The organism is Acinetobacter sp. AR2-3 (genome assembly GCF_001878775.1).
In the GTDB taxonomy this organism is placed as follows: domain Bacteria; phylum Pseudomonadota; class Gammaproteobacteria; order Pseudomonadales; family Moraxellaceae; genus Acinetobacter; species Acinetobacter lwoffii_D.
The window spans coordinates 80,332-105,353 of sequence record NZ_MJIQ01000037.1 but is presented as its reverse complement, the minus strand read 5'-3'; the positions used below and the strand labels follow the sequence as shown (position 1 = coordinate 105,353).

Annotated in this window: 21 protein-coding genes and 2 pseudogenes; 16 read left to right on the top strand and 7 right to left on the bottom strand. The window is 43.0% G+C overall.

The window, feature by feature from the left end; all coding sequences use genetic code 11:
• Positions 1-169: 169 nt before the first annotated feature.
• Entirely contained in the window at positions 170-730 is a 561-nt protein-coding gene (locus BFN00_RS06120; protein ID WP_071850772.1) for a YcxB family protein, read from the bottom strand.
• 85 nt (positions 731-815) lie between these two features.
• Positions 816-2,990 (bottom strand): YccS family putative transporter, encoded by a 2,175-nt coding sequence (gene yccS, locus BFN00_RS06115; protein ID WP_071850771.1) that lies wholly within the window; start codon positions 2,988-2,990, stop codon positions 816-818.
• Positions 2,991-3,128: 138 nt separating this feature from the next.
• On the opposite strand from yccS, the gene BFN00_RS06110 reads away from it, so the two are divergent.
• Entirely contained in the window at positions 3,129-4,346 is a 1,218-nt protein-coding gene (locus tag BFN00_RS06110; protein ID WP_071850770.1) for a multidrug effflux MFS transporter, read from the top strand.
• 78 nt (positions 4,347-4,424) lie between these two features.
• On the opposite strand, the gene BFN00_RS06105 is transcribed toward BFN00_RS06110, so the two are convergent.
• Positions 4,425-5,132: a nitroreductase gene (locus BFN00_RS06105; protein ID WP_071850769.1), complete on the bottom strand. Its 708-nt coding sequence runs from the start codon at positions 5,130-5,132 to the stop codon at positions 4,425-4,427.
• Between the two features lie 903 nt (positions 5,133-6,035).
• Between BFN00_RS06105 and gltS the strand changes: the two genes are divergently transcribed.
• A complete protein-coding gene (gltS, locus tag BFN00_RS06100; protein WP_071850768.1) occupies positions 6,036-7,274 on the top strand; it encodes a sodium/glutamate symporter in 1,239 nt (412 codons plus the stop codon).
• 43 nt (positions 7,275-7,317) lie between these two features.
• A complete protein-coding gene (locus BFN00_RS06095; RefSeq protein WP_071850767.1) occupies positions 7,318-8,793 on the top strand; it encodes an alanine/glycine:cation symporter family protein in 1,476 nt (491 codons plus the stop codon).
• A gap of 55 nt (positions 8,794-8,848) precedes the next feature.
• Here the strand turns inward: BFN00_RS06095 and chrA are convergent, their stop codons facing one another.
• Complete coding sequence (gene chrA, locus BFN00_RS06090; RefSeq protein ID WP_071850766.1) at positions 8,849-10,054, bottom strand: chromate efflux transporter; 1,206 nt, start codon at positions 10,052-10,054, stop codon at positions 8,849-8,851.
• A 124-nt stretch (positions 10,055-10,178) separates the two neighbouring features.
• Here chrA and BFN00_RS06085 point away from each other — a divergent pair, with 124 nt between their 5' ends.
• The 7 genes and pseudogenes from BFN00_RS06085 (at position 10,179) to BFN00_RS06060 (ending at position 16,110) form a co-directional block, all read left to right on the top strand.
• Positions 10,179-11,183, top strand: a complete 1,005-nt coding sequence (locus tag BFN00_RS06085; protein WP_071850765.1) for a patatin-like phospholipase family protein — start codon at positions 10,179-10,181, stop codon at positions 11,181-11,183.
• A gap of 346 nt (positions 11,184-11,529) precedes the next feature.
• Positions 11,530-11,706, top strand: a complete 177-nt coding sequence (locus tag BFN00_RS15930; RefSeq protein ID WP_005265927.1) for a hypothetical protein — start codon at positions 11,530-11,532, stop codon at positions 11,704-11,706.
• A 287-nt stretch (positions 11,707-11,993) separates the two neighbouring features.
• Positions 11,994-12,515: an acyl-CoA thioesterase gene (locus BFN00_RS06080; protein WP_004280680.1), complete on the top strand. Its 522-nt coding sequence runs from the start codon at positions 11,994-11,996 to the stop codon at positions 12,513-12,515.
• Between the two features lie 151 nt (positions 12,516-12,666).
• Positions 12,667-13,230 carry a TetR/AcrR family transcriptional regulator gene (locus BFN00_RS06075; RefSeq protein WP_071850764.1) on the top strand — a complete coding sequence of 188 codons (564 nt, stop codon included), beginning with the start codon at positions 12,667-12,669 and terminating at the stop codon, positions 13,228-13,230.
• 40 nt (positions 13,231-13,270) lie between these two features.
• Complete coding sequence (locus BFN00_RS06070) at positions 13,271-14,470, top strand: MFS transporter (RefSeq protein WP_004645817.1); 1,200 nt, start codon at positions 13,271-13,273, stop codon at positions 14,468-14,470.
• Between the two features lies 1 nt (position 14,471).
• Positions 14,472-15,363 (top strand): annotated as a pseudogene (locus tag BFN00_RS06065) (LysR substrate-binding domain-containing protein).
• Positions 15,364-15,495: 132 nt separating this feature from the next.
• The gene (locus BFN00_RS06060; protein ID WP_071850763.1) at positions 15,496-16,110 is read left to right on the top strand and encodes a glutathione S-transferase family protein; all 615 of its coding nucleotides are present in this window, start codon (positions 15,496-15,498) and stop codon (positions 16,108-16,110) included.
• Between the two features lie 85 nt (positions 16,111-16,195).
• On the opposite strand, the gene BFN00_RS06055 is transcribed toward BFN00_RS06060, so the two are convergent.
• Entirely contained in the window at positions 16,196-17,800 is a 1,605-nt protein-coding gene (locus BFN00_RS06055; protein WP_071850762.1) for a bifunctional 3-(3-hydroxy-phenyl)propionate/3-hydroxycinnamic acid hydroxylase, read from the bottom strand.
• A 352-nt stretch (positions 17,801-18,152) separates the two neighbouring features.
• Complete coding sequence (locus BFN00_RS06050; RefSeq protein WP_071850761.1) at positions 18,153-18,386, bottom strand: hypothetical protein; 234 nt, start codon at positions 18,384-18,386, stop codon at positions 18,153-18,155.
• A gap of 396 nt (positions 18,387-18,782) precedes the next feature.
• Here BFN00_RS06050 and BFN00_RS06045 point away from each other — a divergent pair, with 396 nt between their 5' ends.
• From BFN00_RS06045 to BFN00_RS06025, 5 genes are all read left to right on the top strand, one after another.
• Complete coding sequence (locus tag BFN00_RS06045; RefSeq protein ID WP_071850760.1) at positions 18,783-19,790, top strand: CobW family GTP-binding protein; 1,008 nt, start codon at positions 18,783-18,785, stop codon at positions 19,788-19,790.
• Between the two features lie 101 nt (positions 19,791-19,891).
• On the top strand, positions 19,892-20,422 hold the full coding sequence (locus BFN00_RS06040) for a YaeQ family protein (protein WP_071850822.1): 531 nt from the start codon (positions 19,892-19,894) through the stop codon (positions 20,420-20,422).
• An 85-nt stretch (positions 20,423-20,507) separates the two neighbouring features.
• Positions 20,508-21,131 carry an MgtC/SapB family protein gene (locus tag BFN00_RS06035; RefSeq protein WP_071850759.1) on the top strand — a complete coding sequence of 208 codons (624 nt, stop codon included), beginning with the start codon at positions 20,508-20,510 and terminating at the stop codon, positions 21,129-21,131.
• 85 nt (positions 21,132-21,216) lie between these two features.
• Positions 21,217-21,555: an FKBP-type peptidyl-prolyl cis-trans isomerase gene (locus BFN00_RS06030; protein WP_004280661.1), complete on the top strand. Its 339-nt coding sequence runs from the start codon at positions 21,217-21,219 to the stop codon at positions 21,553-21,555.
• Between the two features lie 241 nt (positions 21,556-21,796).
• Positions 21,797-23,608, top strand: a complete 1,812-nt coding sequence (locus tag BFN00_RS06025) for a sensor domain-containing diguanylate cyclase (protein ID WP_071850820.1) — start codon at positions 21,797-21,799, stop codon at positions 23,606-23,608.
• Here the strand turns inward: BFN00_RS06025 and BFN00_RS06020 are convergent.
• Positions 23,605-24,071, bottom strand: a pseudogene (locus BFN00_RS06020) (GNAT family N-acetyltransferase). The gene BFN00_RS06025 and the pseudogene BFN00_RS06020 sit on opposite strands and share 4 nt — an antisense overlap.
• 370 nt (positions 24,072-24,441) lie before the next feature.
• On the opposite strand from BFN00_RS06020, the gene BFN00_RS06015 reads away from it, so the two are divergent.
• Positions 24,442-24,927, top strand: coding sequence for a hypothetical protein (locus BFN00_RS06015; protein WP_071850758.1), 486 nt, complete (start codon positions 24,442-24,444; stop codon positions 24,925-24,927).
• Positions 24,928-25,022 lie beyond the last annotated feature (95 nt).

The following is a 25,022-nucleotide window of genomic DNA, read 5'->3' as shown; positions in this document are numbered from 1 at the left end:
GGTCGTCAGATTAAGGGTGAGATCTATAAAAGTGGCAAAATTATAACTGAAGTTTAAGCCGGAATTATAGGTGTTGAGGATAATATTTATTCTCATTATCATTTATTATTTTAAGATTAAAAAAACCTCCATGCCGGGGCAGGAGGTTTTTCACTAAAGAAAGAACAGTTTAGATTTGTTTTGCTGCGCCGACTTCTGCTTCCAGATGCTTGCGAATCGTGGCGAAAGAGAAGTTTTTGCTGTCCAGACGTTTCGGCAGGATATACGCACCTTGCTGGCCTTTTACCTTGAAATTGACCAACATGAATTCTGGTGTGTTATACCATTCATAGATGTCTTTCCAGCTAATCGCGCCAACACCTTCTTGCATGCCCATTTTCTGGCGCATCACGATGCCATGTGGTTGCACGCCCAGGCGAACACCCTTGATTTCCTGTACCGGAAATTCATTCATCTTGCGTTTAACATACCATTCCAGACCAAAGGTACGGATCAGGTAATACAACACCACACAGACAATGGCTACCCAGCAGAATATAGTTGAATAGTTCTTCAGGAGCAGAATGCCCAGAATAGAAAGTGCAACAACAGCACCCATGATCAGCCATGCTTTCATGCCAATTTTATTGGTACTACGCCAGATCACCAGCTGAGCATGACGCTGCTCGGCTTCTGAGATTTCATAGTTCACAGGCTGTAGGGTATAAGCGTATAAATTTTTCGCGGTCATAATGAAATTAGCAGATTTTAAACTGTAAAAAGTTTAGCACTAATTGTACCAATTCAGTGAGTATATTGTTCCAAAATCAGTCAAATTATAATGAACCTAATTCAGTTGCCTGTTCATCACGCTCATGACTCAAACTTTGTTTCAGTTGGCTCAACTGCTTTAAAATGCTGAACATTAAAGACAGTTGCTGCAAAATGATCAGGGATTTCTGATCTTGCTCCTGATCTTGAGCCAGGCGCTGGCGAATATGGGGAATCATATTTTGCGCACTTAAATCGGGCATTTCATCTCGTAGCAATGCACCACGAATGTTCTCAAGAGCTTTGTCTAGTAAATTCAGAATGTCCTGATCTTCAATTTTTTCCCGGTGTGCGCCCAGTGCGGCAATATAACTGATAAAAGTATGGTTCAGGCACAGGAACTCAAAGGCCAGCGATTTTTGTACCGGATCAATATCCGGTTCAGTGGCCAGTGTCGAAATCAGTGAAGCCACCTCGGCATCGGTATTGTGGGCAGCACGGCGCACAATCCGATATTTCAGGCCATTATTACGTCCTGACTTATACTGCTCGATCACTTCACTCAAATAATCCGCTTCTGCCTGCAAGCTGCGTTTGATACTGCGTGGCAAACGCCGGAACTTCCAGTCCGGAAAAATAAAGCTGACGCCGAACCAGGCAATCGCACAGCCAATCAAGGTGTCGATCATACGCGGAATGGCCGCGGCATAGCCCATACCGTCCAGATTGAAGTTGATCAGCGCTAAAATCGTGATAAAGGCGGTAGCCTGTGCATACTGTTTACTGCGCAATTCAAAGAACAGAATCCCACTAAATACCAGAAGTAATAATTGTCCTTCGATGGATGGCACAAAATACAGAATGGCATAACCGAGAATAATCCCGACCAACGTACCGACAATACGCAGACGTAAACGGCGTTTGGTGGCGTTAAAGTTTGGCTGGCTGACAAAAAGTGCGGTCAATAAAATCCAGTAACCATATTCAATATTACTGACCTGTACGAAGATATAGCTGATCAGCAGCACAATCGACAGGCGGATGGCATGCCGGAACAGCACCGATTCTGGGGTCAGATGCTGTTTAATCCGAATCTTGATGTCATCCCAGCCTTTCAGGTCATCATCTCTAAGCTGGTTTTCGATATGTTTGAAACGCTCGGACTTGATACTTTGCTCGGTTTCCAGGTTGCGTAACTGAGCATCAATCGATTTCAGGTTTTGAAACAGCGCAAATAAGGAATTGATCCAGACCTGATCATACTGCTGCTCCTGACGTAATTTATCTAGCGACTGTCTCAGGTTATCAAAGGCATGCTTGAAGCGCTGGTTATGCACATAAGGTTTGCGCATTAGCAAACTTTCACTCAGGTCCTTACAGGCTTTGCCCTGAATTGACATGATGCGCTGGAAGCGGAACAGGATATCGCTATGCTGGAAAATCTTGGCCAGTTTCTGATAATCAATATGCGCTGAATCAGCACGTTCATGAATATCCTGCGCCACAAAATAATATTGCAGGCTGCGACGGGTATCTTTTTGCCCACGGTCGCCTTTCAGGCGAGTCAAAAGGGCAGTTTTCATCTCATTAAAAATCGCAATCAGTTTGCCATTTTCAAGCGAAAGTTCAATCATGCTCTGCTGATAGCTTTTTGGTGTCATGTCCACATCAAACAGATTGGATTTGGCATATAAAAAGTTACCGAGAGCAGAATAGGAAATGGCAAGCTTGTCTTGCGCCAGCCGGGCAGGGAAGGTCAGGAAACTGAGGGTCGACAGTAGACCGTACCACATCGCGCCGATGACCAATAAACCAGCCTGTTTATACCATTCATCAAACAGCTCAACCCCAAGCATGGCATAGACTGAAACCACCAGACAGCCATAGGAAATCGTGGCATAGCGCCTGCCAAGTGAACCCAGCAAAATTAGGGCAATACAGGACACAATTAAGGCCAAGGCAAACAGCAGGGGATAAGGAAAGAGCAGATATACGCCTACTGCCGTAATAAAGAAGCCAATGTAGGTGTAGAGCAGATTTAAAATCCGCACCGAAAAGCGGTCATCAATATCGCTTAAACCGGCTGCGACCACGCCTAAAGTCAGTGGAATTGTCATCAATTGTTGTCCCATAAAATAGGGAACAAAGGCGGTACCTGCAAATGCCGTCATCATGCGCAGGTTATACATCAAGGTCGTATTATAGGTGGTTTGCTTGAGACGAGTGAGCCAAGATTTCAAAGGTCGTCCTTTATACTGCAGTCTTAGAGCTGAATCTGAATAGGCTAATGAAAATAGTATATTTATATATCTTCATTTCAGGCTAAATCATACTATGCACTGTGTTAATTTGTCTGCATATTAACGCTTTAAATCTTCATGCTTATGACATCGAATAAAATAGTACAACAACCTTATGCCATGTCCTGGATTGTGTTGCTGGCGACACTGAGTGCACTCGGGCCTTTATCCATTGATATGTATCTTTCGGCCTTACCGGCCATGGCAGCAGATTTTGGTGTCAGTACCCAGATGGTTTCGAATAGCCTGCCGGCTTATTTCTTCGGTCTGGCGATCGGGCAACTGATTTATGGTCCGATTAGTGACCGGATTGGGCGTAAACCGCCAATGTATTTTGGGCTGTGTTTATACATTGTGGCAAGTTTACTGTGTGTCTTTGCGCAGGATGAATGGAGTCTGATCGCTGCACGGATTCTGCAAGCCCTCGGTGGCTGTGTCGGGGTGGTTATGGCACGCGCTGCAATTCGTGATCGTCTGGATATGCATTCAGCAGCTCAGGCCTTTGCCAGCATGATGATTGTGACCGCCATTGCGCCAATCATCGCCCCAAGTCTGGGGGCCTGGGTGTTGATGTTTTATGAATGGAACATGATCTTTGTGGTACTGATGGGCTGTGGTCTGTTGAGTCTGGCCTGTGTACATTTTCTATTTAAAGAAACCTTGGAACCAGAACGCCGTCTCAAACTGAACTTTCAACAGGTATTAAGTTTGTACCGTACTATTTTTCAGGATCCAAGCTTTCGACGCCCGCTCTATGCCGGTTGTTTCTCCGGTGCGGTGATGTTCTGTTATATCAGTGCTTCTTCGGCCATTCTGATGGATCGTTATCAACTGACCGAGCAGCAGTTTGCTTATGCCTTTGGTGCCAATGCCTTCGGGATCATGCTGTTTTCGACCTTGAATAAACGTCTGGCTGGGCGATTCTCGATATTGCAGCGTCTGAAAATTGGCACCTGTCTGCAGTTTGCTGGTGTATTAGGGTTAATCTTACTCGGCTGTCTGGACGTCGATTCTGTGTTCTGGGTGTTGTTAGGCATGTTTATTGTGGTGGCATCCATCGGGTTTACTGGTCCGAATGCCATGGCTCTGGCAATGGCTGAACAGGGCGAGAGAGCAGGAACTGCCAGTGCGATTATGGGCAGTATGCAATTTGTTTGTGGCTTATTGGGCGGTGTATTACTGAATTTTCTGATCTGGCATGCCTTATTAAATATGGCATTGATCATGCTGGTTTTTGTAGGTATTTCCGCTTGGGCGATTTTTAAAATCAAGATGCCAATCTTGAAAAATGCATAGATGCTGGGCGTTTTCTACAAATATTGAAAATGCTGGATTGTACAGAGGGCTAAGTGAGTTGACTTAGCCCTCCTTGCATTACTCATCGATAAACACGGCAAATTCCTCTACGGGAACGCGCGGGGTAATAAAGCTGTTAACAATCTGCTCTGGGTCAGCATAACCCAGTGCCATACCGCAGACCAGTTCTTCATCATCAGGAGCACCCACCAGATCAAGCACGATCGGATGAAAATGATTCCAGGCTGCCTGCGGGCAAGTGTCCAGACCGCGGGCTTTTGCTGCCAGCATGACATTCTGGATCATCATGGAAACATCCATTTTGGAACCAATGGCCAAAGAACGATGTACAGTAAAAAATAGGCCAACAGGTGCATCAAATAGTTCAAAATTACGCAGCTGCTGACGCGCCATTTTTTCTTTTTCGCCTTTTTGAATATTCAGCAAGCCATATAAGCCCCAGCCATTTTCACGACGACGTTCAATAAATGGCGAGATCCATTGTTCAGGATAATAGGCAAAAGTTTCCTGATACTGCTGCGACAATTCCGGATTTGCATAGATTTGCATTTGTGCCTGACAAACCTGTTGCACGAGTTCATCACGCTTTTTACCTGTTACCACATACACTTTCCAGGGTTGGGTATTGGTTCCTGAAGGTGCGCGACTGGCCACCGCCAGAATCTCTTTTAAGGTATTTGTACTAACGGGGGTATTTAAAAAAGCACGCACTGAATGGCGAGAAGTGATGGTGTGATCTACAGCATGAACAAGATTTTGATCCATTATGGGGTCCAGTCGAATATCCTTATTGAGTTTGCAATGACTATAAACTAAACAAACAGAACGGGGGATAGGAAAATTTAATTCTTCGCCAGCTGAAAAAAACAATTTGTCAGCAAAATGACTTGAGTAATGAAATTTCGCATGCTTTTAGCTGAGCATAAATCGCCTCAGTGATAGCAATGAATTTAGTCATAATGTTGGTCTTTGATTTAAAAAATGGCTTAAAACCCAAGTGCTTGAACCATTCCACAATAACAATTTCACACAGAGAACTGGTTTATTTTGACTGAAAATCAAGATAATTTAATTTCAAGATCCCTGTTTCATTCCATGTCGAGTAAAAGATTAATATTTTTTTTGAATTAAAATATAGATTAATCTTCATATAAAAATGAGAAGTTATAATTATTTTTTATAGGTAAATTAACTATTGCTAATAAAAAGAAATAAAACTTGATACAAAGAAACAGCATAATGTACGACTTTTCATCTTAATTCATGCATTTTGTGATTAAGATCTGTTTTAAATAACGCGATTCCAGATGGCTTGAATGAAGTCTTTAGGTTGAAAGCACTCATCAAGCACTGAATGTTTTTTGTGAGCTTAAAACACAGTTTTTTTATCAGCATGCGCGTCTGTTTGAAAATTGTCTGCAATTTTACAACAGACTGAGTATCGGAATAGAAAAGGTGTTGCTTTTATAAATCTCTCATTTGTTGAATATGATCGTGATGATGATATTCATAAGTTTGAAAGAGATGATAAATCGGTTTGTTTTTCTAAAGGTGATAGATCAAATCAGGATATTTCCAGATGAACATCTAATGAGCGAGCTAAAGATTTAGCGCACTCCATGACTTTTAGAAAAATAAAAAATTCAAAATCATCTTGGGCAAAAAATTATGGATTTTACTTTTAACGCATTTTATACCTTGATTGCCGCAGTCATTGTTTTGTTACTCGGCCGATTCCTGGTTAATAAAATCGATTTTTTAAGACGTTACAATATTCCTGAGCCGGTTGCGGGCGGTTTGGTTGCGGCGATCATCTCATTGCTGGTGCATTCATTGTGGGGATATAGCATCACCACCAGTGCAGAATTACAAACCAGCTTTATGCTGATTTTCTTTGCTTCGATTGGTCTGAGTGCCAACTTTTCCAAGTTGCGTGAAGGCGGGATCGGTCTGGTTATTTTCCTGTTTGCTGTTTCGGCTTTCATTATTTTGCAAAATGCGGTCGGCATAAGTCTGGCAACATTACTGGGTATTGACCCGTTGATTGGCCTGATTGCCGGTTCGATTACCTTAACCGGTGGTCATGGTACTGCAGGCGCATGGGGTGAAATTCTAGAAGTCGAACATGGTATTCAAGGTGCGCTGGCACTGGGGATGGCAAGTGCGACCTTTGGTTTGATTATCGGCGGTATTATTGGCGGACCATTGGCCAAATTACTGATCAATCGTCATAACCTGGCGACTGCACGTACCGATCAGCAAATTGAAACGCGTGACAATACGCCAATGGACAGCACCACCAGCGAATATGTACCGTTTGAATATCCGCATCAGGTGCGTTTAATTACCGCTGATAATGCAATCACGACCTTGGGTCTATTTGCAGGCTGTTTGGCTTTTGCAGAGTTTATGACGGGTTTCAGTAAAGGTACTGCATTTGAACTGCCAACATTCGTGTGGGCATTGGCGGGTGGTGTCATCCTGCGTAATGTACTGGAAGGTATTTTCAAAGTTCAGATTTTCGATCGTGCGATTGATGTGTTCGGTAATGCTTCATTGTCGCTGTACTTGGCGATGGCGTTGTTATCTTTGAAATTATGGCAATTGGCTGACCTTGCAGGACCATTGATGGTAATTCTGGGTGCACAGACCATCACCATGGCTTTGTATGCCGGTTTTGTAACTTTCCGCCTGATGGGCAAGAACTATGATGCTGCGGTACTTGCAGCGGGTCACTGTGGTTTTGGTATGGGTGCAACACCGACAGCGGTTGCCAATATGCAGGCGATTACCAATATGTATGGTGCGTCGCATAAAGCCTTCCTGATCGTTCCATTATGTGGTGCGTTCTTCGTTGACTTAATCAATGCCACTGTTATTCAAATGATCTTGAAGTTCTTTGTATAATTTAGACCTGATACGATGAGTCATAAGCTCATAAGGATGTGACATGAATGATCAGTTAAATGAAACATTGCTTGGCTGGATTAATGCCGTGAATGGTCCTTTGTGGGACTTTCTGGTGGTGTTTCTGGTCGCAGTTGGTATTTTCTATACAATCATGACGGGTGCCGTACAAATTCGTTTGTTCTGGCACAGCATGAAAGTCATGAAAGGCAGCCGTGGCAAGGTTCAGGATGCGCACGGCATTACCCCGTTTCAGGCATTTGTGACTGGTCTTGCAAGCCGGGTCGGGGTGGGTAATGTCGCCGGTGTGGCGATTGCCATTGCGATTGGCGGACCGGGCGCGGTGTTCTGGATGTGGGTTACTGCATTTCTGGGTATGAGCTCTGCTTTAGTGGAATCCTCATTGGCGCAATTGTTTAAGGTGCGCGATCATAAAAACCAGCAATTCCGTGGCGGCCCTGCCTATTACATTACTCAGGGTCTAAAACAGAAATGGCTGGGGATTGTCTTTGCAATTGCATTGATCACGACCTATGGCTTTGTGTTTAATGCGGTTCAGGCCAATGCCATTACCGGTGCAACCTCTCATGCATGGGGCTGGGATCAGGCCAATATCATTTTGCCTTTAGGCGGATTGGATTTTGAAGTTTCCTGGATTGGACTAGTCTTAGTATTGATTACAGCCACAATCATTTTTGGCGGTATTAAACGTATCGCCAAAGTGGCAGAAAAGGTAGTGCCCTTTATGGCACTACTGTATCTGGCGGTGGCTTTATATATTGCGGTTATCAATTACGATCTGCTCCCATCCATCTTCCAGCTTATTTTCAGTAAAGCCTTTGAGTTTGAAGCCGCTGCTGGTGGTTTCTTTGGTGCCATGGTGTCTATGGCCATGATGATGGGCATCAAGCGTGGTCTGTTCTCTAACGAGGCAGGGATGGGTTCGGCACCGAATGCTGCTGCAGCCTCGGATGTCAAACATCCAGTCAACCAGGGTCTGGTACAGATGCTCGGAGTATTTGTAGATACCTTTGTGGTGTGTTCATGTACCGCGATTATTATTCTGGTTTCAGGTCTGTATGAAAATGCAGGCTTTGAAGGCGTGACCTTGACCCAAATGGCACTCGAAAGCCAAATTGGTGCTTGGGGTGATGACTTCCTGGCTTTGATTCTGTTCCTGTTTGCCTATTCTTCGATTATTGGTAACTATGCCTATGCCGAAGGAAACGTCCAGTTCATCAATAACAATAGCCGGGTGATGTTGATTTTCCGCTTATTTGTATTGGTCATGGTGTATTTCGGTTCTATCGCCAGTGTGCCGTTGATCTGGAATATGGCAGATCTGTTCATGGGTGTCATGGCAAGTATCAACTTGATTGCGATCCTGTTGCTGATGCCATTCCTGCTGATGCTACTCAAAGACTATACCGGTCAGCTGAAGCGTGGTGTGAAAGAACCTGAATTTAAACTGGATAACCATCCTAAATTTAAAGACAAGGTTAAATCAGATATCTGGTAAGACTTGAAGCAAAAAGCCCCGATCATTCAGGGCTTTTTTTGTGCCAAAGTTTTCTTTAGAAGAAATTTAAATAACTTTGATAAAGCACGAAGCCCAAAATCAGGCTGAACCAGACTGGTAATTTTGAGCGTAGCAGGGCAATCATCACCGCAACAAAGACCAGGTCGGACCCATAACTAAAATAGCGTTGTGAAAGATCCAGCAATAAATACAGTAACAGTCCCACTACTGCAGCATTGATGCCCATCACCGCCTGATGAATATGGCGCTGCTGCATCAACCACGACCAGTAAGGCAAGGTGGCAAAGATCAAGAAAAATGAAGGTAAAAAGATTGCACAGGTCGCTAACAATGTATTCAGCCAGGCATAAGGCGTCCAAGGCAGCAAAGCACCAATATAACTGGCAAAACTGAATAAAGGTCCCGGCATTAGCTGGGCAAATGCATAGCCAAGATCAAAAGATTGGGCACTGACTAAACCGGTTGTGACAAAGTCCTGATATAGCAAAGGCAGAATCACATGACCACCACCAAATACCAATGAACCGGTTTGATAGAAATTGGAAAAAAATTGCAGCTCCGATTCACCCCATAATTTTCCAGCTAAGGGGAGCAGAACAAACGGCAAGATAAATGCCAGTAACCAATAGGGTGCAGCGGCAGATCGAATATACGGCGAGCTGATTGCCGTTTTGTTAATTTCTTTGGGTTTCGAATCTGATTGGGAAAAACGTCCAGCCAAGAGTCCACAGATTGCGCCCAGCATAATCACCAGAATCTGGTTAAAACTCACTGAAACGACTATCAGTAATGTGACAGAGAGAATTAAGACCGCATATTGCCAAGCCGATTTACAGAAGCTTCTCAGCATTTGCCAGAATGCCCAGGCGATGACAGAAAATACAATTAACTGGATGGTATGAAAGCTGTTTGAGTTTAAAATATGAAAATAGCTTTGACCCAATAGCGCCACCAACGCCATCAGAATCATTGAGGGCAGGGTAAAACCCAGCCATGCGATCATGGCACCAATATAGCCCCGTTGCAGATAACCGATCGACAGCCCCACCTGACTGCTACTCGGCCCGGGTAAAAGTTGCGCCAAAGCGACCAGTTGACTGTATTGGGTGTCATTCAGCCATTGCAGCTGGGTCACAAATTTTCGGTGAAAAAACACCAGATGTGCCGCCGGACCGCCAAATGAAATGCAGCCCAGTTGCAGGAAAATCAGGAAAATCCGGTACAGTGAGATTGAAGGCATACAATTATGGGGAAAAATGAAGATAAAGTAGCTGAACTGTATGACAGTTTTACGAAATTCTACAGACTATTTATGCATGTGTTTATACACTATGCTGCTTTAGATTAATGAGGACATTCTCTGCATGCAGAAATATGTGTTGAGTATGGTGATACTGGGTACATTTGGCCTGAGTGCTTGCCAAACGACCCCCATGACAGCCCAAGCGGCGACCAGTCATCTGCAACCTGCTGCACAACGCGGAGAAGCTCAGGCACGTCCAAATCGAATTGATTTTCAAAAGATCAAGCAGACTCAACAACGTCCAGTAGTTGCTTTAGTTCTGGGCAGTGGCGGTGCGCGTGGCTATGCGCATATTGGTGCGCTGGAAGTACTGGAACAGGCGGGTATTCAACCAGATTTTATTGTCGGAACCAGTGCCGGTAGTATCGTTGGATCTATTTATGCGAGTGGCAAACCGGCGATTGAACTGCGCAATATTGCCCTCAGTATGCGACCGAATGATGTCCGTGATATCAAACTGGCCAGAAAAGGTTTTTTTGATGGCAAAAAAGTTGAAGACTATGTCAATTTGCAGGTCGATCAAACTCCGCTTGAAGCCATGAAAATCCCGATGTTTGTGGTAGCAACCGCGCTGAAAGAAGGCAAGAAAGTCGTTTTTAATTATGGTAATACCGGACAGGCGGTACGTGCTTCAGTCTCGATTCCGAGTATGTTTATTCCGACTATTATTCAAGGTAAAGAATATGTAGATGGTGGTCTGGTCAGTCCGGTGCCAGTTGATGTGGCACGTGAGCTAGGGGCCGACATTGTAATTGCGGTGGATATTCTGGCACAGCCTATTCATACCGAAACCAGCAATGTCTGGGGGCTATTTAACCAAAACATCAATATTATGCAGCAACATCTGGCACATGAAGAATTAAAGCATGCAGATGTGGTGATTCAGCCGGACTTACGCGAAAAAGGTCATATCTTTGATGTCCGTGGCAGGGAACTCACCATGCAGGCTGGTGCCGAGGCGACCCAGTTAAAGTTGATGGAAATTTCACAAGCCTACCAAAAACATGATTATGCTCAAGGACATCGCATTCCACAGTTTGTGGTACATGAACATCAAGCTCAATAAATCTTTTTTTGAATTTTATGTTTATTCCTATATCGCAGGACCGCGGTATAGGGATATCCAATCAAGAGAATGAAAGATCATCGGCTGTAACGCTTAACTGATTGTTATAAAAGATAAGATGATTGTCTATGTGTATCAGTCAGTCGGAATTATCGCAAAAGATAAAATTAATTTTAAGTATAACAAATTGAATTACAAGTATATTGTTTTAAATAATAAGCCTTATTCGTTCTAAATTAAAATTTTAATATTATTATTCGTATACTTAAGTTGATCAAATATTCAAAAGTATCTGTGTTCGTGACAGAATGCAGTTTGAAAAGATCACTGCACAGATGTAGACATCATGACGCATATTAAAATTGGACAGCAGGTCAAACTGGCACAATTCGAACACTATATTTTTACAGTGACTGCGACCCATCAGGATGGTTCTTTTACCGTTGAAACGACCTTGGATGGTCAACAAATTTTAAGTTATCAGAACGTGGCACAGGAAATGCTCAGGCCAGTGATGCTTTAAATCACGGAGCGTCTTTCTATTTTCCTGAATTATTTTTATTCAGAGCTTAAAACAGTGAAAAATTCTCAGTTGTTGTGTGATCAGCCCTAGATAAATAAGTGTTGATTTATTGGCACTTAACTTTCTAACTGAGATTTTAAGCAATTAAATATATTTTTTTCTGTATGAATACATTTTCTATATCAATAATTGTGATGCTTCATTTGCCGAATTGAACATTTTATTCATGTTAAAAACGCTATAATAATAAACGATAACCTTGTCATTCAAAGAGTTCAAAGAAAACGATGGCCCCTTTAGATCAAATTGCAGCAGTGTCGGATGACCAGTCAGAGTTAACGATGTCAGTTCTCATGACGCCAGATATGGCAAATTTTTCAGGAAATGTTCATGGTGGAACCATTCTGAAATTATTGGATCAGGTGGCGTATGCGTGTGCAAGTCGCTATTCGGGCAGTTATGTCGTGACCTTATCTGTAGACAAGGTGAATTTTAAAGAGCCGATTCACGTCGGTGAACTGGTGACATTCCTGGCCAGTGTGAATCATGTTGGCCGTACCTCGATGGAAATCGGGATTCGTGTAGAAGCCCAGAATATTCAAAAGAGAACGGTACGTCATACCAATAGCTGCTATTTCACCATGGTCGCGGTGGATGAAAATGGTAAACCAAAACAGATTCCAGCGTTGAACCTGGACAATGACTGGAAACGTTGCCGTTTTGAAGCAGCAGAACAGCGTAAAGTCGCGCGTTTGCAAGAAAATCATCATCCTTCATGCAGCATTTATAAAAAGACCGCACAGAGTTAAGTCAAATCGTGATTGAGAAAAGACCTTCATTTGAAGGTCTTTTTTTTTGATTCAATTTCAGTTTTTTGCTGGAGCTTTGCCATTTTTTACTCTAATATAAAACGATACGTATCGTTTCGATTTTTAAATATTAAAAGTTAAGTAGAAAAATATGAGCAGTTACGAAAAAAGTTCCCGGCGACAGCAGTGCATTTTACAGGCAGTCGCAGATGCGCTGGCAGAATGTGAATATCATCAGCTGACGATTGAAGATGTGGCGGCACGTGCCGGCGTAGGCAAGTCCACGATTTATCGATGGTGGAAACATAAATCGGAACTGGTGCTGGACACTTTCAAACAGCATACAGCTTCGGTATTTGAGCTGGATGCCTCTAAAAGCCTGAAAAGTAATCTTATTCAACAACTTGGTTCTTTATCTCAGGCACTGAATCATCCGGTGGGGCGGGCTTTGCTGGTGGTGATTGCCAATCACCGTGAACTGGCAGGTGAGTTCTTTCAGCAATATCTCTTGCCACGTCGGCAACAGACTCATCAACTGATTCAGCAAGCGATTGAACGGGGAGAAATCCGCGCGGATTATCCTTTTGATTTGATGCTGGATACCTTATACGGCCCGATTCATTACCAGATCATTTTTTTCAACCGGATTCCAGATGAACACTATATCCAGAATCTGGTCGAGTTGGCCTTGTATCCTGTCGCTATTCAAGCCTGAGTTTGTGCTATTTCCCTACAAATTTTAAAAGTTGGTGATTATGTCAGTTAGCGCTGAGCGGTTATGGAATCGCTCATTTATCTTGTGTTTATTCAATAATTTTTTCCTGTTCGTTTATTACTTTGCCTTACTGACCATCTTGCCGATTTACATCATGAAAGATCTGGGCGGTTCGGTAAAAGAAGCTGGGTTGGCGCTGACGCTATTTTTGGCCTCTTCGATTGCGATTCGGCCATTTTCCGGCATGATCATCGAAAAGCTCGGCAAGAAAATCTCGATGCGCGGCGCAGGTGTGATTTTTGCCTTATTTGCCTTTAGTTATTTGCTGGTGGATAGCATGTGGTCGCTGTTGCTGGTGCGTTTTTTACATGGCATCTGGTTCAGTATTTTGACCACGGTGGCAGTACCTGTCGCCAATGAATTTATTCCTGAACAGCGCAAAGGCGAGGGCATGGGTTATTTTGTCATGTCGACCAATCTGGGTGTGGTTTTTGGGCCCTTGCTGGCATTGACCGTAATTCAGTTCACCAGCTTCAAAGTCTTATTTGGCATTCTTGCCGTTATCATTTCTTTGGGGCTCATTTTCTGTTGGATGCTCAAAATCACAGAGTTACCAAAACCTGAAGCTATAAGCACAGAAAAAACCAGCTTGAGCTTGCAGGATATTCTGGAAGTCAAAGTTCTGGCGGTAAGTTTTGTGGCTTTACTAACCGCTTTTGCCTACTCGGGCATCATGAGTTTTATTACTGCATTTAGTGAAACCAAGCAGCTTTTGGGCTATACCAGCGTATTCTTTATTGTATTTGCAGCATCCATGTTGCTGGTCAGACCTTGGGTTGGAAAGATTTATGACCGTAAGGGACCCAGTGCGGTGATTTATCCTTCATTTATTTTCTTTGCCATTGGTCTGGTGATTGTCAGTCTGATTTCCAATCAATGGATATTATGGTTGTCGGCAGTGTTTATTGGCATCGGTTATGGTTCACTATTCCCATGTTTGCAGACCTTGGCCATTCAGTCGGTCGACAAACAGCGTATGGGACATGCGATTTCAACCTTCTTTACCCTGTTTGATCTGGGTTTAGCGATCGGTTCCGTGGCAATGGGAGTATTGATTGCCTATTGGGGCTTTGAAACTACTTATGTTTTGAGTGCCGCACTCGTCATTGTGACGATATTGGTTTATCGTCAGTATGTTGCCAAAAAGCAAAATAAGCGCCCGGCAAGTTTGGAGTTATAAAATGGAATTAAGGCATTTACGTTATTTCGTTACGGTGGCGCAGGAACTGAACTTTACCCGTGCCGCGGAAAAATTAAATACGGTACAGCCTTCATTGAGCCAGCAAATCAAGGATCTGGAACGTGAGGTTGGCGTACAGTTGCTAGAGCGGAATAACCGTAAGGTCGGGCTAACTGAAGCTGGACAGGCGTTTTTAAAAGAAGCTTTACTGAGTCTTGAGCATGCAGAGCGCCATTCAGACTGCCAGACAGATCGCCAATGCGCAGCAGGACCAGCTGAATATCGGTTTTGTCCCGGTCGCGGAAATGAAAGTCTTTCCTTATATCATGCCGAATATCCGCGCGCATTTTCCTGAACTGAAAGCACAGTTTCACAGTCTGACCGATGCAGAACAGTTTAGTGCTTTAAGAAATGGACAGATTGACATTGCCTTTACCCGATATCCAGGGGAGTTGAGTGAGTTTGATTCGATCCGCATTTTTGATGAGCCTCTAACCCTGATCGTGCCGAGAGATTCCCCGGCTGCGGCCTTGTCCTATGTCAGTATCAAGAGTTTTGAAAATCAGGACTTTGTGATTAGTGATGAGCAGTCCTCACCGCAACTGCATAAGCTGATTCAGGATTTTTTTAAACAGTCCAAATTAAAAGTGAATGTGGTGCAGTATTCCACCAATATTCTGCTCAATGTCAATCTGGTGGGAATGGGCGTGGGCTGGAGTCTGGTGCCAGCCTATGTGATTCCATTGCTCGGCGATAATATTGTGGTGAAAAAGACCCTAGAACCGTTACCGATGATTGGACTGTATGCCAATTATCGCAAGGATCAAAAACATGTGGTGATTGATCTGATTTTGAAAGTATTAAAAGAAAAGTTTTGTGTGGATCTTTTCTAATATCTGCATCGTTGATCAGCCAATCTAAAAAGCCGGGTGACAGAAATGATCTGTAGCACATCCTTTTAAATGGGGAGACTAAATCGCTTTATACTGAACATCTAACAATAAAAAATCGGTTGAAGCAGGATGATGAAGCTCTATAACAATCCGCAATCACGTGGCCTGACCTTGTTGCCTTTGCTGAAAGAATTGCAGATTGAAGATCAGATTGAGCAGGTGGAAGTTGCCTATGAGCATATGCATCAGCAGGCGTATACACAGATCAATCCGATGGGAAAAGTTCCCTGTCTGGTGGATCAAGGTGTCATTATTTCAGAAATGGCCGCCATTTTTATCTATCTGGCAGATAAATATCGTGACAAAGGATTGGCACCTGCTTTGGATGATCCGAAGCGTGGGGCGTATTTAAAATGGATGTTTTTCTGTCATGGGCCCCTCACCGAATATATCGATATAAAAAATTTGCAGGTACCGCCAGAAAATATTGAAAAGAACCGAAGAAGTTTAAGTTTTGGGAATGAAGCAGCCGTATTTGATTTTCTGAAACAGGGCATCGGGCAGGCCAGTTCCTATCTGTTGGGTGAAAAAGTCTCGGCGGCGGATCTCTATGTGGCTTACTGTTTAATTTTCGCGATCTCTGCGAAAATTTTACCGCCATTTGAAGAGTTCAAACCTTTTTTACAGCAGATGGCTTCTCGTAATTCTCTGAAAGATATTCCGTGGTTTCAAGAATACCGAGTTTAATTTATTGATCCATATATATTGAATGAAATATCTAAAAACAATAAAAAAAAACCACGCCGAAGCGTGGTGAAAAGTGACTCTAATATTATTTCAGGTAAAGCTTTTTAAACAGTTGCTGGCTGGTGCTTTCCATCGATTGAGGAATGGCCAGCGCAGCCACGAAACGGTCAGGACGCAAGATCACAACTGAATCAGACGTGTTGCCAAACCATGAACGGATATCTGTGCCGATATCACCAATGGTGATGACATCTTCATACTCTTTGCGCTGGCTATTTTGCAATTGCACTGCCGGGATCACCTGAATGAATTTCACGCCGAGCATTTTCCACTGTTGCAACGTATCTGGGCTCAGACCCCATTTCGGATCGACACCCCAGGCAATAATCGCAAAATCATTGCCGATCACTTCATCCAGTAATACGGTTTCACCCGAAGCCAGTTGAACCTGAGGCTGGATAAACATCTTGCCGACTGGAGAGTTCTTGGCACCGTTACTCAAAAGTGCGCCGTCATGATATTTCGGCATCGGTTTAAAGCGCATTTCCAGCAGGTATTGTTTAATCGGCTTGATATAATTCAGGGCATAGGCAATACCGTCACGCACAAAGCCCTGCCATTTTTTCGGTGGCGCTAACACATGACCTGCCATCACGGAAAGATCAATCATTGCCTTGGCGTGGTCTTTACGTTCAATCTGATACGAATCCAGAAGTTCTGGGCCAGCTTTGCTTTGAACAACCAGTGCCATTTTCCAGGCCAGGTTAAAGGCATCACGCATACCGCTGTTATAACCCTGACCTTGCCACACTGGCATGATATGCGCGGCATCACCGGCAAGCAAAATTCGGTCGGCACGGAATTTGTCGGCAATACGGGCATTATGGGTATAGACACGCTGACGGATCACTTCAATACCATCCGTACTTGGTAAAACCTTGGACAGAAGTTTGGCAATATTTTCCGGTTTGCTCAGTTCTTCCTGTGTTTCACCCGGCATGACCATAAATTCAAAACGACGAATACCATGTGGCAATGCGGCTGATACATAAGGACGAACCGGATCACAACATAAGTAAATATGCGGTGTAGCAAGCGGGTCATTCTCAAGATCAATCACGATCCATTGATTTGGTGCAGTTTCACCTTCAAAGGCAATGCCCAGGTTACGGCGCACATAGGAATTACCGCCATCACAAGCAATCAGGTATTGAGCGCGGATAGTTTCTGCATCGCCTTCTTTATTTTGCAGGTTGAGTGTTACGCCGTCAGCATCCTGACTAAACTGGGTCAATTGACGAGAAAACAGCACTTGGGTGTTTTTATATTGCTTTAAGCCTTGCAGCAGGACGTTATCGACTTGTGGCTGAATAAAAGCATTACGGCGCGAGAAACCAAATTCACGTGTTAAAGGTTGAATATCAGCAAAGCAGCGACCTTTAGGCGTCAAGAAGCGCATCGCATGATTCGGAGTGGTATGCGGCAAGACTTGATCGACTAAACCTAAAGATTGAATGGTACGCAAGGATTCATCATCGATCCCAATCGCACGTGGATAATCAATTAAACTATCCAGTTGCTCGACAATCGTGACAGCTACGCCTTGCTTGCTCAGATAGTTGGCAATGGTTAAGCCTACAGGACCGGCGCCAAGGATTGCCACTTCAGTAGTGTAATTAGTATTGCTCATAGCGAATGTCCATTCAATCGACTTGCATTTGATGCTATTAAGGGACAGTTAGAAGCCAGAAACAAGTTAGGCGATAGTAGCTTAAGTATATGGATAATATTAGATTGAAATAGGTTGTTTTTAAATAAATAATTGATTTTACTAATAAAAATAATAAAAATTTGATAGCCTGTATTAATTCTATGATCAGTTTTGACTATGGTAATAAATAGATTTTGTGCAATAAAAATGCTGAACCAGCATCAAGCATGATTCAGCATCGAATAATATCGAGGCAGTATAGGACAAAGCCTACTGGAGAATTACTGTCCCTGATATCTTCATTGAAGGATTAAACGATTCGTTCAATCACTTAACGTGCAGCAGGTTTTGCAGGGGGCGTGCTTTCTGCAGCAGCTTCAGAGGCAGCAGGTTGCTCTGCAGATGCACCTGCAACTGGAGCATTTGATTCAGGTAATTCTTGGGTAGTCACAATCACTTTTTCTTCTGCAGTGGTGGTTTTCGCATCTGTGGTTTTGCTGTCAGCAAAACTGGTAGCTGCAGCAGCAGTAAGCGTAGTGGCAAGTAAGATTTGTGCATATTTCATTTTTGGCATCCTTTTATTCATGTCATGTAATGTAATCTGCCGAACTGACCATCACATCAATTCGACAGATGCCCATCCTAAGCACAGGAATTTTACTGAGCAAATCAATTAACAAAAGCGACACGCAGGGAATAACCCTGTAGATACAAAACTAAGAAAGTTGTTTTATTTCTGTTAATTATGCGGAGTTTTATTTAATGAAAGTGTGTATGAATATTTCAAAAATAAAATTTGAAATAAAAGTTAACATAGAAAATTGGTAATTTTGGATCATTCCATTAATTTTTATCTCTGTGATTTTCACGCCGTATTTGCGAAGAACACGCATTTTAAAGTCACACTGTGCTTTATAATGCAGGGCATTGCTATTTCCATTCAATCTCTTGAGAGCCGATTTTGAAAATTCTGTCAGCGTCGCAGGCTATTCCTGTCCATATCATTTCCGGATTTTTGGGTGCAGGTAAAACCACACTACTCAAACATTTACTGCAGCAAAAACCGGAACAGGAAATCTGGGCGGTGCTGATGAATGAATTTGGCCAGATTGGGGTAGACCAGCAATTATTGCCACAAGATCAGGGTTATGCAGTCAAAGAGCTGTTGGGTGGTTGTCTATGTTGCAGTAGCCAGTTGCCGATGCAGATTGCCTTGTCACGTCTGCTATCAGAAGTGAAACCAGATCGTCTGTTTATCGAACCTACCGGACTGGGACATCCTGGCCAATTATTGGAACAGTTGACCGAACCGCACTGGCAGAGTCATTTAAACATGCAGGCTTTAGTCACTGTGGTAGATGGTTCGCGTTTACATGATCAGGACTGGACTCAACAAAATCTGTATGCAGACCAGCTCAAGGCAGCGCATATTGTGGTGATTTCACATACTGACTTGATGACAGCCGCAGATCACGCAGCGCTCACGCAACTTCAGGAAGAATATCAACCTTATGCGCAACAGTGGCTGTTCACCGAGCACGGACAACTCGATATCGAACTGATCAAGCAGAAGTATCAGGGTTCTGCCCGTCAGATCCAGCCTTTGTTAAAACAGCAACAGATCACCCGTTCAGACGATACGCCCGTAGTGATTCAGCAGATGCCTTATCATTATGTAGAAAGTGCGCAAGGTTATCAGGTCGCGGGCTGGAAATTGCCAAAACGCTGGCAATTTAATTTTTATGATCTGCTGGATCTGCTCTGTGAACAAAAAGACTGGCTCAGAATCAAGGGAATTTTTCATACCGACCAGGGCTGGAAAAGCTTTAATTTTAATCCTGAGCAGTTTAATTATCAGTCGGCAGATGAAGGCATTGATAACCGGGTGGAAGTGATTTATCAACAGTCACGCGATTGGCTGGCATTTGAAACTGCCCTGATGCAATGTCGTATCGATCCAGAAAAATAACGGTACTGTTTCTAGTGCGCTGAATGAATTATTGGCCTAAATCTGTTCAGCAAAATAGCGCTAAATCTTATATGCTAGGCGCCAAATTTGAGGATTATGTGATGGCGTTAAAAGCGACGATTTATAAGGTTGATTTGAATATTGCGGACATGGATACGCATCGTTATGCTGACTATCAGCTGACGATAGCGCTGCATCCTTCAGAAACCATTGAACGCTTGATGGTACGTATTCTGGCCTATGCACGCTATGCCGATAAAGCACTGGAATTTACCAAGGATCTGTTTGAAACAGATGAACCAGCACTCTGGGAAAAGGATCTGACCGGGCAACTGGTCAAATGGATTGAAGTCGGTAGCCCGGATGAAGATAAAGTCAAAAAGGCCAGTGCGCGTTGCAAGCAGGTCGCAGTCGTCACCTATGGTTCTGCGGTGGATGAATGGTATAAGCGCAGCAGCAAATTAAAAATCTTAAAAAATGTGGAAGTGTGGAAGTTATCTACCGCAACCACCGACGCATTGCCACAGTTATGCGAACGCACCATGCAGTTACAGCTCAATGTGATGGATGGTGAATGGACCTTGATTGGCGATCAGGGCCAGGTGCTGGTGGAGTGGGAACAGTTACAATAAGGCCAAATAAGGATGCAAGTCTGGACTTGTATCCTGTAGCTCAAATTGCGTATATCTGAGGAATAAGAATACGCAGGGCTGCACCATGTACCATGAACTTTATGATTTACTGCTGGCTGTCGCGATCGGCGCAATTATTGGTGCAGAGCGTGAGTATCACAGTAAATCTGCCGGACTGCGTACCATGATTATGGTCAGTCTGAGTTCCTGTTTATTTACCATTATCTCCCTGAAAATAGGCGTGGCCAATCCTGACCGGCTGGCCGCCAATGTCTTGACTGGACTGGGTTTTCTAGGTGCTGGTGTTATCCTGAAAGATGATAACCGTATTTCCGGGATTACCACCGCGACCACCATCTGGATGACAGCTGCACTCGGCATGGCGGTCGGTGCAGGCTATGAACTCTTAAGTATTTGGGCTACTTTTATTGTCATGGTGGTGCTGGTTCTATTGATGTATGTCCAGCGCGGCATTGAATCTCTGAATCAGGAACGCAGCTATGAAATCGTCTGCCCATTCGATCAGAATGATTCTGATCACTACGAAATGTTATTTAAACGTTATCAGTTAAAAGTGGTGCATTCCTCACAAAAAAAAATTGATCAACAGATTGTCGGACGCTGGATCCTGATGGGATCGGCCAAGAATCATCAAGAATTAACCCAGTATTTACTCAATGATAAGAATATTCAGGAACTCAGCTTTTAACCCATCAATGGCCCAGACTTAAAAATATAGAGCATTCCAGTTTATACTGAGCTTTGAATTTTATGCTCCTCTCAGGTAAATAACCATGATCAACGAACTTGAAATTATTGATTTAAAAGTAGGCGAAGGTAAAGAAGCGGTAAAAGGTGCCTTAATTACCACGCACTATACTGGCTGGCTGGAAGATGGAACCAAGTTCGATTCTTCAATTGACCGCGGTAATTATTTTGAAACTGTTATTGGTACCGGTCGTGTGATCAAAGGTTGGGATCAGGGTATTCTGGGAATGAAAGTTGGCGGTAAGCGTAAACTGATGGTGCCTGCACATTTGGCCTATGGCGAACGTAAAATGGGTAAAGTCATTCCAGCCAATTCCAACCTGATTTTTGAAATTGAACTGTTTGATGTAAAAACACGTGATTAAAATCATTTAACTTGCTGAATATAAGTTATATTTTTTATTCAAAGATATACGCTGGTTCCGGTGCAGTCGCTTCAAAATAAGCTGTGCCGGAGAAGCTACAAAAAACATCTAAAAAGATTTGAAATCAAAAATATTCCTTGTAGATTATAAGAATAATAAAGAATTATTTTGAGATATAACGTATTTGCATAACTTGATAAGGAATGTCTGTTTTTTCGTATTTGTCTGTGCCTTGAGCTGGATGACTTGCATCATAAGTTCAGCAATCGCTCAGGATGAACTCCCTTCGCCGTCATTTCAGCAGCAATCTCACGACCATATTACTGAAGTTCATTTTACCGAACATAGCACTAGTGCCTTGCAGGGAAAATGGCTGTTTTATCCGAGTCAGTTTATTGTTCAGCCCAGCCCCGTACTCCAGTCAAAAACAGTTGAATTGCCAGCCTCTTTTAAAACTCTAGCGGGTTCAAACTCTGGCTACGGTACCTTTATTGGTTATTTTAAAATTCCGAAAGAATTTCTCGGGCGACGCATCGCGATTCGGATTCCAACCCAATACGGCGCCTATCGGGTATATGTCAATGGACAGTTTATTGTCCGTCTCGGGGAAATCAGTACCACACCTGACAAACAGGTGACTGAGAAAGCACCGAGTATTGGCTATTTTGTTCCAGACACTGAATATATTACCTTAAGCATTCAGGCTTCCAATTATACCCACTTGCATGGTGGTCTCGAACGACCGATGCAGATCGGCGTTGCAGGTACCATCAATCGCCAATTTCAGCAGCTCATGATGAGTATTGCCATGGTGTGCGGCGCGGTACTTGGGGTGGGGGTGTTTACTATTCTATTTTCGGTATTCAGGGGATCACGAGAACGTAACAGTAAAAGTATCTTTGTTTTTGGCTGGTTTATTGTCTTTTTAGCCCTGCATAACCTGTTTTCTGCACCTTATGCCTATTCGGTATTTACCAATATCAACTGGCTGTGGGGAACCCGCTTAGAGTATCTGTTTACTTTTATTGCTGCCTTCTTTTTTCTCAGCTATATGCATCTGTTTAACCGGCGCTATCTAAATCCGGTGATTTATTATATCGCAGTGGCATTACTGGTTTTTAACATTACTTTCACCCTATTTTCACCTCCTGAGATATTTGAACGTCTGGCCCTATTTAGTGCGATTTTTGCCTTGGTCATCATCGGTAATTTTATTTACGGTTTTTATCAGACCTTACGTTATAAAGAGCATTATTCGCGTTTAAATCTGATTGCAATTATTTTCCTCTGTCTAACTTTTTTGAATGATTATCTATTGCTGATCAATGTAATTAAAACCACGCATCTGTTCTTTATCTCAACCAGTATCTATGCCTTATTAATCATGTTTCAGCAGTCCAGACATTATGCACATCAAACTTATGAGACTGAACAGCTGAACCTGAACCTGATCGCCCTCAATAATTCGCTCGATCAAAAAGTTAAAGAACGGACCCAGCAACTGCGTGAAGTGAATGCCAAACTGGAACAGCAAATGAATATTGATGCGCTGACTGGAGCTTTTAACCGGCGTGCCTTAAATCATGAAATCCAGCAGCAGTTTTTGCAGACCCAACAGCAGCCGCAACATACCTTGATTTTTGCCATGCTCGATGTCGATTTTTTTAAAAACTATAATGACTATTATGGCCACTTAAAAGGGGATGAAATCCTGAAAAATCTGGTTAGGATTATTCAAGCTGCTTTACCACCGTCTGGCTATCTGGCACGTTATGGTGGTGAAGAGTTTGCGATTCTGCTCACTGGAATGCCAGTTCAAACTGCCCTAAAAAATCTGGAAAATGTATTAAACCAGATTCGGGAACAGCGTATGGAACATCTGAATCGGCCAGATGCAAAAGATTATGTTACGGTTAGTATGGGCGCGGCCTGGGTTGAACAAAACCATGGCTATGCAGATATTCATGAATTGATGAAAGCGGCAGATGTGCAGCTCTACGCCGCTAAACAGGCAGGACGTGATCAGTTAAAAATTGAAAAAGAGGTCGATTAAAAAACATATTTATACAGATAGCGCGATTCATCTTCTGACTCGGCAGAATGTGGATGAAAGCCGCAGTGCTGATAATAACTTAAGGCAGTTTGGGTAGATTGTATTTCAATCTGATGAATTTTTTCTTTAATAAAGTGCGATGCATTTGTTGAAATAACTCGGTGCCGAACCCCAGTCTTTGGCAGTGTTGGGCCACATAATGCATCCGGATTTCTCCAGCATCACTGACCAATAAGAATCCGACGACCTTGTCATATATGAGATAAACCCAGCAATCGTTATACAGCATATCGACAATCAGGCTGGCATGATCAAACTTTTCTAGCCAGGTTTGAATTTTGCTTTCTTCACGCTGATGATCCAGTACACAGGACTGAATGCTGTCATGAATGACCTGAATAATTTGAGGTATATCTTCGACCCTCCCTTCACGAATCATAATATTATTCATTTTCTCGAACATTTATAGGGAAGGTTTATTTGATAAAAAAGAAGAGGGTAAAAAACAGAACAATATTGTAGTTTTTTGAGAATATTTTCCGTGATTTATCCATGTGAAGATCTGTTCTGTTGCTGATTTGTCCTGTTTGTTTATCTCAAGTTCTTGAATCTCATTAGGGAGTTAAAAATAAAAAATCAAAGTAAATCAATTTTTAAATAAATCGAAGTTCGAATCTGGGTAAAATGAGCAAGCAGAGAAGATAAATAGCAAAAATAAGCCTCAAGTTTGCACTGTATAAAAAATAGACGTATGCTGAGTCAAAAGGGACTATTCAAATGAATCTTGATCCTATAACCATAAAAATAAAATTAGTCACATGAGATCATCAACCATGCTGAAATTACTGCTGTTGTTATGTGTTTTATTCATGTTGAATGCTGCCTGGATCGTCGGCAGAAAGATCTATAAAGCTCAGCGCCATCTGGTGTGTCAGCATCCGGAAAAACCGGCACAGATTTCTAGCATGACAGAGCAAGAGGTCATCGAGCAAGAGCAGCAAGTACATCTGGTGGATGCTTATGAACTGGAATTGTTTGACGATGTGGCACAGCTATTCTTTCAACGGCAGGTGCATATTGAGAGTCGGGCACAGGCCGAACAGTTACAGCAAGAACTATTACAAAAAATGCCGATGCACAGTGGTACCCAGATTCGTCAGATGGATTTAGGCGAATGGTCTATTTTCTGGAATTTTTATGATCAGTCACTGGAATATTATGTCGGTCGCTATGGCGTATTCTATGCACATGTCGACCGTTTTGGAGAAGAGCACCGGCATGAAATTCGCAGGGAACTTTTGCATTCTGACTGTGCTTAGAACACAACTTTCAGTCATTTTCTACGACTGAAGATCTCAGGCTACGTACTTAAGCCATTATAATTCAGAAAAGGTATCTCATGCCTTAGCTCAGA